Source organism: Coprobacter fastidiosus, assembly GCF_982245605.1.
Genome location: NZ_CEVCIF010000068.1, coordinates 1 through 8,471 on the forward strand (window position 1 = coordinate 1; position 8,471 = coordinate 8,471).

Annotated in this window: 4 protein-coding genes; 2 read left to right on the forward strand and 2 right to left on the reverse strand. The window is 40.7% G+C overall.

Annotated elements, in window-relative coordinates:
* Nucleotides 1–233: 233 nt before the first annotated feature.
* Together AC0UMU_RS12975 and queF are read left to right on the forward strand one after the other, a co-directional pair.
* Nucleotides 234–914 (forward strand): queuosine precursor transporter, encoded by a 681-nt coding sequence (locus tag AC0UMU_RS12975; protein WP_031258434.1) that lies wholly within the window; start codon nucleotides 234–236, stop codon nucleotides 912–914.
* Between the two features lie 9 nt (nucleotides 915–923).
* On the forward strand, nucleotides 924–1,373 hold the full coding sequence (gene queF, locus AC0UMU_RS12980) for a preQ(1) synthase (protein WP_009318997.1): 450 nt from the start codon (nucleotides 924–926) through the stop codon (nucleotides 1,371–1,373).
* Nucleotides 1,374–1,500: 127 nt separating this feature from the next.
* Here the strand turns inward: queF and AC0UMU_RS12985 are convergent, their stop codons facing one another.
* Together AC0UMU_RS12985 and AC0UMU_RS12990 are read right to left on the reverse strand one after the other, a co-directional pair.
* Nucleotides 1,501–2,349: a hypothetical protein gene (locus tag AC0UMU_RS12985; protein ID WP_278715742.1), complete on the reverse strand. Its 849-nt coding sequence runs from the start codon at nucleotides 2,347–2,349 to the stop codon at nucleotides 1,501–1,503.
* Between the two features lie 313 nt (nucleotides 2,350–2,662).
* Nucleotides 2,663–8,329 carry an alpha-2-macroglobulin family protein gene (locus AC0UMU_RS12990; RefSeq protein ID WP_472300142.1) on the reverse strand — a complete coding sequence of 1,889 codons (5,667 nt, stop codon included), beginning with the start codon at nucleotides 8,327–8,329 and terminating at the stop codon, nucleotides 2,663–2,665.
* Nucleotides 8,330–8,471 lie beyond the last annotated feature (142 nt).

Below are 8,471 nucleotides of genomic sequence, written 5' to 3' on the forward strand. Positions count from 1 at the left end.
AAATCGCAAAAAAACTGTCGTGTCATGAGAGGATAAAAGAGTTGCGGAAATGAGGTTTTATAAAAATATATCAATGTTCCTCAAAAGCGATGACACACCATTGCATTATCAGAGTTCCTTCTTTCAGAAAAACACAAGCATAAATATTTTTTCATTTTTAACAATTAAGTATTCCTTAAGATCGTACCTTTGCACTCCCGTGTGCTTGATAAACCACGTAAAAAACAAGATGTATGAAAAAAACAGTCAGCCTCCCCTTTATGGTGTTGAGCATACTTTTCTGTGTATGCCTCATCATTTCCAACATTCTGGAAGTGAAAATGATCTCTTTAGGTCCTGTCACGGCAACTGCCGGACTTATCGTATTTCCTATCTCGTATATTATAAATGATTGTATTGCCGAAGTATGGGGTTATAAAAAAGCCCGGTTGATCATTTGGGCAGGATTTGCCATGAACTTTCTCGCCGTAGCGCTTATACAGCTGGCAATACTCTTGCCTCCGGCTTCGTTCTGGAACGGACAAGAAGCCTTTTCTTTGGTATTTGCCGCAACTCCTCGTATCGCTGTAGCCAGTTTGATCGCATTTTTGGCCGGATCGTTTTTAAATGCTTACGTCATGAGCAAAATGAAAGTAGCCAGCAAAGGTAAAAGATTTTCGCTTCGGGCAATGGTATCGACACTGGTAGGAGAAAGCGCCGACTCTTTGATCTTTTTTCCTGTGGCTTTCGCCGGAGTCGTACCGTTTAACGAGCTGCTGATACTCATTGTAACTCAAGCAATTCTGAAATCGGCCTACGAAGCTATTATTTTACCGGTTACCATACGAGTGGTAAAGCTAATCAAACGAATTGACGGAAGCGATGTATATGACACCGACATTTCTTATAATATACTAAAAATAAAAGAAGTATAATATTTATATATGGAAGAAACGACACTAAGCCTATTAGGAAAAAAGACAGAATATCCCCAAGATTATGCTCCTGAAGTATTGGAAGCATTCAATAATAAACACCCGGAGATGGATTATTGGGTACGTTTCAACTGTCCTGAATTTACAAGTCTTTGTCCTATTACAGGACAACCGGATTTTGCAACTATACAGATCGATTATATTCCGGATATAAAAATGGTAGAGAGCAAAAGTCTGAAGCTTTACCTATTCAGTTTTCGCAATCATGGAGGATTTCATGAAGATTGCGTCAACTTGATTATGAAAGATCTCATCAAACTTATGAATCCCAAATACATCGAAGTTACCGGTTTTTTTACACCGAGAGGCGGGATCAGCATATACCCATATTGCAATTACGGACGTCCCGGTACTGAATATGCCGAAATGGCAAAAGACAGAATGAGAACCCATCGATAAAGCTGTTATAATGCCAAAAGTAGCCGTTATCCTGACATTTATCGGAAACGGCTACCTTTTTTAAATTTTATTCAAGTCTGCTTTGAGGATTCCTTTATGGGAAATTTTAATCAGGTTACTCTACAATCTAATTTTTCACAGGTCGTACCGACCGTCCGTAATAGCTGGCATTTCCCGCCCAACGAATCCGAGTCGGTTGCAACTCTAAATAATAGGCATAATCATTATCTCCGGCACTACGATACTGAGATGTCCAGTAATAGCCGACTTCTCCGCCTTTAGAAATCGTCGATCCCGGATAGATACGATACCCCGTTGCCGGAAGGAAAAGCCCGCCGACCAATTCTTCATCGGTAATCTGACGTGCTGAAGTATTCTCTACACGACCGCTTTTCATCGGAGGAGTAAACAAATATCCATATACATTTTTACCATCCTCTGTCGTATAATATCCATATTGATATGAAGCTTCATTATACAATTTCTGCAACTCCGCTTGTGTCGGCAGTCTCCATGCCCCTTGTGTTGCCCAATAAGCAATATCTCCGTATAATGCGGCAGCAAAATCAGAGGTCTCGGCCGTACATGCCTCATCGGTAAACATTTTACCGCTTATATCCTGCGACACATTTTTTGCACAAACACTGGAACTGGTAGTCAAAGCATTTGCACCGCATACTCCCCAATTGAAATGATCCATTTGCGAAGAACTTTGTGAAATAGACGACCCGGTATTACCATCGACATAATTAAAGTATTCCCACTGATGATCGGCAATCTTCCAATCTTCACCTAAATGCTGAAGGTTACCTCTTGCCCATTTTATTCCGCAAACACTGACATAGTCATTATATTCCGAATTTACATCATCATAAAGCATTCCGTCTTTATCATCATCGTCATCAGAAGAACATGCGGCAAATCCGAACGCCATCACAGACATCGCCGCCATAATCAATAAATTTTTCAAGTTCATATCTTTTTATTTAAGTAATCAGTTACAGACATAAACATATAAATTTCAAAAAGAAACATATATAATATCGACAAAGGTAAGCAGGTTGTTAACGTTTTCAAAATCCATGTACTGAAAAAGAGATTTTTAATGTTCATTTTTAACATTTCATCTTCAAAAGACAAACTATCGCGATAACCGGGCCATATATAAAAGTCCTGCCGGTAAGAATTCTTACCGACAGGACTTTTATATGCCTCTAAATTGTTCGTGTAAAATTTATATAGATTCTCAAACTAAACGGCTCTCGTAGATTCCGATGCGATTACCAATTTCACTTCACGATTATCATACGCCCTTTTGTATTGGCAACCCACTGAGGAGCATACAGACACTGTATTGTAGAAATACCGTTATGATAACTTCCGGGACGATCGGCCCACACATCATAACTAACTACATAAGTACCTTTCGGAAGAAAATCGAAATAGAGATTCGTCACCGCATCTTTTGTTTCCTGATAATAGCAAACTCCGTCTTTACATTCGTAACGCGACAACTGATCGACCGGTTCGAAACATGCAGGACGTTGATCTTTTACATGGACAAATTCCAAATCACGATCTGTCCTTATTATCAAACGGATATTGACCTGATCTCCGCTCTTCAGCGTTACTTTATTCAAAGGCTCATACACTTTTTCTTTTCCCGACATTTGTTCCACAAAAAATTGCTTATCGATAGAAAAACCTTTGACCGCCTTATTTCGTATCTGTGTAAAATCGGCAAAATACTGTCGGTATAACGCTCCCCATGAAGGTTGTTTCTGATCGGCCGATACTTCGACATTTGCCAAATCAGGAGTAATCTCCGCTCCCTGACGGACATACCGTTCATATCCGGTGAAACCATCCGTAATCTCCGGTTTTAAAACGGTTTTCCCCCATGTGATTTTTACCGTATTTCTCGATGCTGACAACATATAGTCTCCGGTATTCAATATTGCATTGACAGCATCTATCGTCGAAGGCACAGATCCCCAATTCTGTGTCTGTTTCTGCATAATCAACCAACGTTTCATCTCATTCAACTCAGATTTTGAATTCGGATCTATCTCTGCAAAAGCATTCATTATTGCAGTATGTACCTGTATTGCACTATTTCTGTAAGCATAAGACGACTTATTATTTTGCCAAAACATACCCAGCTCCTCTGTCGTTGTAGAATATTCTCGCAAAGACTCCAATATCTCTTTGGCCTCAGCGGTAAAACCGTAACGATACAATGATACTGCGGCAACAGCTTTTTCGTACAAAGAAAAAGAAACCCACTCCCTCTTTATATACTCGATAATCTCTTTATGAGCGCTCAGCGCTTTCGCCAACGGTATGTCCCGATAGCTGCTTCTCACATATACATAAAGAAGCTTGCCATATTTAGATACCACACCCGACTTATTAGCTTTCCTCCTTTCCTGATCCAAAATAATGCAACTATCCAAATAATTGATCGCCCGCATCTGCATATATTTAGAAACCTCGTCATATTGTATTCCGCCTAATTTCGTCAAGCGAGACAAACCTTCTAAAGTATTAACCGTCATCAGGAAACTAACCGGCATTTTTTTCATCCAACCCCAGCCGCCTTCGGGCTTCTGCAAGTCACGAAGCAATTCCAATGCTTTATTTTGCAACTGCTCAGCACGGGAAACATCCAACAAACCGGAAAGTGATTGTAATCGTTCCGTTTCATTTTGTGCATCCAACGCCCAAGGCGTCTCTGAAATCAATACAGATTTTAACTCTTCATTTTTCTCCAAAGGAGATGCTAAAGATGAACCGGTCTCATTTTTAACTTTCCAAGTCTGTAATGCCGAAACGATCTCAGGATTATTGCGAGCTAAAACCGAAGCGACCGTATTGCCATATAAAGCGGACGTAATATTAATAACGTCGGTACCCGAAACTTCATTTAATTGAGGAAGAGCCTGCACTACATACCAAAGAGGATTAGCCGTATACTCCAATACCATACGATAATTTTCCTCTGCATCATCAGAAAGCCCTTGCATCCGTATGTTTTTTATTTCCTTCCCGCCTTTCAACACAAAAGGTTCAGCCTCCGTCACCAACGTCCGCGACGGCAATATCGGAATTATATGCTGTTCTCCATCGCTTACTCCGGGAGTCACCGCGTTTACACGGATACCCAACACATCCAACCCCTCAGGAACTGTAAAATCCACACTCTCCAATTTTGATTTTCCGGCTTCAAGAATAAACTCCTGCTTTTTCTGTTCCAATACTTTGTCAGTATATGGATCGAACAACTCGAATGTAAAACTGCCGCTCATCAAACGATCTGATATATTCTGCATTAATGTAGCAATCGAAACCTCATCTCCTCTACGCACAAAACGAGGTATGTTCGGGGCTACCATCAACTGTTTTTGAGAGATCACATTATTTTTATACGAACCATATTTCAGATCTTTCGTATAAGCCAACGCCTGAAATTGCCATTCGGTATTGCTTTCGGGAATCGTAAATTTAACAGACACTTCTCCCTGCTCATTTGTCGTCAATTGAGGATAAAAAAATGCCGTTTCATTGAAATTCCGCCGATATTGCACAGGTGTTTGCTCTAAATTTCCAGAACCGGCCGCATCCTCCGGGACAGCAGGAGCTGCTACATCTTCAACAGACATATAGGGCAGACTTTTTGCCATTGTATTCATCTGTGTCGCAAAAGTCAAAGAGGTCATTCTTCTGTAAATAGTTGAATAAACAAACCTTCCGAAATAAAGCGGAAAACAAGAAGTGCTTATCTGCTCGGATTTCCAGATATTCCGCCCGCCTATATCCCGCAAAAACAGGCCATAATCTATCGGATTATATACCGGTCTGAAACTCCAATCATGAGGCATTATCTCATTTAAAGAAGCATCGAACATCTCGGTCATAAAACGTGCCGAAACGGGTTTCCCCGATGCGTCCTTCACTGTAAAGCTCCAAGACTCTTGACTGCCCGGAACTGTTCTGTCCCGGAAAGTAGAAGTCGTTATCGACAATTTCATATCCGGCTTTTTCCGATGTATATTTATCACAGAGTTATAAGAACATCCTTCTTTTATAAAAGATACGAAAAGCTTAAGACGATCGCCATATTCCGGTTTATATAAAACAGGGAATCGGTAATTTTTATCCGATATTTTTACTCTCCGGGAGTCTACCAACCGAAATCCATCATATAAATTATACAAAACGTATGCCTGCTTGATAGAAGTCCCGTATATGACATCGACAGACTCTCCGTCCGAAACTTGATACAAATCTTCAGGTATCCATTCATACGTTTTTATCGGAGGCTTTTTATCTTGCATACTATATAAAGCAAAATCGGCATTTCTGATAACCAATTTTCCATTAGTATCCGTCACCTGAAGTACAAGACGGTATATGCCCGAAGGCAATTTTTTCCAACTTTCCAAAGCAGGAATATTATCCGACACGAAACTCTTTTCTTCTACCTGCATCCGCACTTTCAACGAATCGGCACTTATAATATCATGCTTCGATATAGGATTTTCCAAACCATACATCGAATATAATATATACTTACATTTCACCGAAACCGGCATCCCTGCCATATTCGTTATCCTGAACTTGACCGGATTGGGCGCATTCTTGTCAATCATTTCGGGAACTTCCATCTGCACCGACAACGGACTTTCTCCCACCGTCACCCAATAAGATTGAGATTGCGTTTCACCATTAGCAGATGTTACATTTACATCAATCCTGAATCGATAAAAAGTTCCAGTTTTCAACACATCCTTATCGCTTTTCCGAGCAACAAATCGGAGAGTAAACCCTCCGTCTTCTCCCGTAAACAATTCCCCTTGAGCTATCTGTTCACCCTTATTTCTCCACCAACTGTTCGCAAGACGTTGCACCGTATAAGAAACATCCGCTCCCGAAACAGGAACTCCCGAAAAGCTGATGACTTTGCCGTTAACCGAGACCACCTGCCCTAAAGATACGGCATCCTTTACCGGCTCGAATAAAATACGGAAAGTGGGTCTTTTATATTCCGACACTTGTACAGATAAACTTTCGTTACGACCTTCTACCCTAATCCGGCAATATCCGTTTACCATATCCGAAGGAAGCACGAAAGATCCGGTAAACGAACCGAACGAGTCGCCTTGAACCGTACAACGAGCAATATCTTTACCTTGAGCCGAAAGAACGACTGTATAACGTCCGTCAGGCACGACTGTCCCGACTTTTTCTCCCACCCGATAATCAATTCCGGAAAAATAAAGTGTCTGTCCGGGACGATAAACAGAACGGTCGGTAAAGAGAGAAATCATTTCACGTTCCGTATCCGCATCACCGCTCCAATATCCGTATCTCAAGTTCTGAAGCGGATAATAAACATCATTCTTCATTTCGGGTTTAAAATACATTACCGTATCTTTCTCACCCAAACGAACCAAACCCAAACGATCTGCCTTTACCGTATTCACATAAGAATCCTCAGAATCTGAACGAAACAATTTTACCGGAATCCCGGATAACGGTTTTCCGCTTTTAGAATCAGTCAAGATAACAAGAGTCTCTTTTTCTGTCGGAGCTAAAGTCGCCGCGTAGATGCGGGAAACATAAAAACCGATTTTTCCAAGATCAGCTTTCTCTTCCGAAAAAAATCTCAAGAAATACTCTCCGTTATTCAGTGCCGGAAGAACACATTTCCCGGTGCGATTTGCCAAACTCAACGTATCACTCAAATGCAAAGTATCTGCAAATTGCAGTATGCTGTCATTACCCTCCGTACGATACAACGTCAAATAAAGCTGCTTGATATTCTTATACTCAAAAGAGAGTGTATGCGGTTCTCCCGGATATAAAACCTGACCCATATTCAGATTGAAGCTATACGCCGTCAATTGATCTCGTTCAGATTTAAGACAATCCAAACGGGGATATTCCGGGAAACGGGAAATCAACCGATCAGATAACTTTACCAGATAGGCTTTGGTTTCGGGAGATGTATTCCATATCCGACTATAATAATCCAATAAATCTATCGCTATTTCTACCGAATAGGGACTATCTTTATAAACATTCAGCAGATTCTCTAATTTTTGAGGGTATTCAACCCCGGAGTTGTTATCCTGTAAAAACTTCAACCGTTTCAAATCAGCTATAAGGTAAGAGGGCGATCCCGGATCGGAAAATCTCAACAACAACTGATACACGGCAATTACCTGATGTCTCAACTGATATTTCTCAGGGAAATACGGATAGTTTACAAAATCTGCCGCCGGCATATTCAATTCTTTCAACAAAGGCTCTTCAAGAATAAGAGGAAGCACCGAATTCGACAATAATCCCTCATATATATCTATTGCACGGTACGCCAAAAAGTCGAGCATGGTCGGGGTCAATATTTCCCAATCTTTATCGGTATCCAGAGCTTCCTTATAAATCTGAGTAGAAGTTTTATGTAAAATTTCTGCCGGTTTGACGGAAGACTGCAACAGATCGGATATCTTTCTTACAAAAGCTGCTCTATCCCATTCATCGATCTTCGCAAGATCGGGAGCTACATCTGTCGGAACACCATTCTCCAATACCCCCCGAGTATCCTCATAATAATCAAAGATCATCTGAGCCTCAATAGAGCTGAGCACGGCACGTTGCACCGAATCGGTAGAAGACTCCCTCAAATGCTCGGCAAACCGTATCAACGAAGGAAAACTATCTTGTGAAATCAGTAACTGATAATGCACATATTCGAGCAGATACTTTGCTATCAAAGGATTATTCTCTTCTTGTATCGCATTCTTCAAATTCTCATCAGCTTCAACCAAAGCCGTACGCGGTTTCGCCGTTTTGTCCCGCATAGCAACAGCCTCATTTTTCGTAATCCCCTGAGAGAAAACTGTGCACATCCCCCCGATTACCCATAAAAAAACAAGAATAAACTTTTTCATAATACATTGCCCTCCTAACCTATCTGTCATACTACAAATATAATAACTAAAAGGTAACCGTTAATTAAGAAAAGCCAAAAGATAATTACCTTAATTCCGCAACACTATAATTTAACTTTATAACTTTATTTATAAGTTCCTG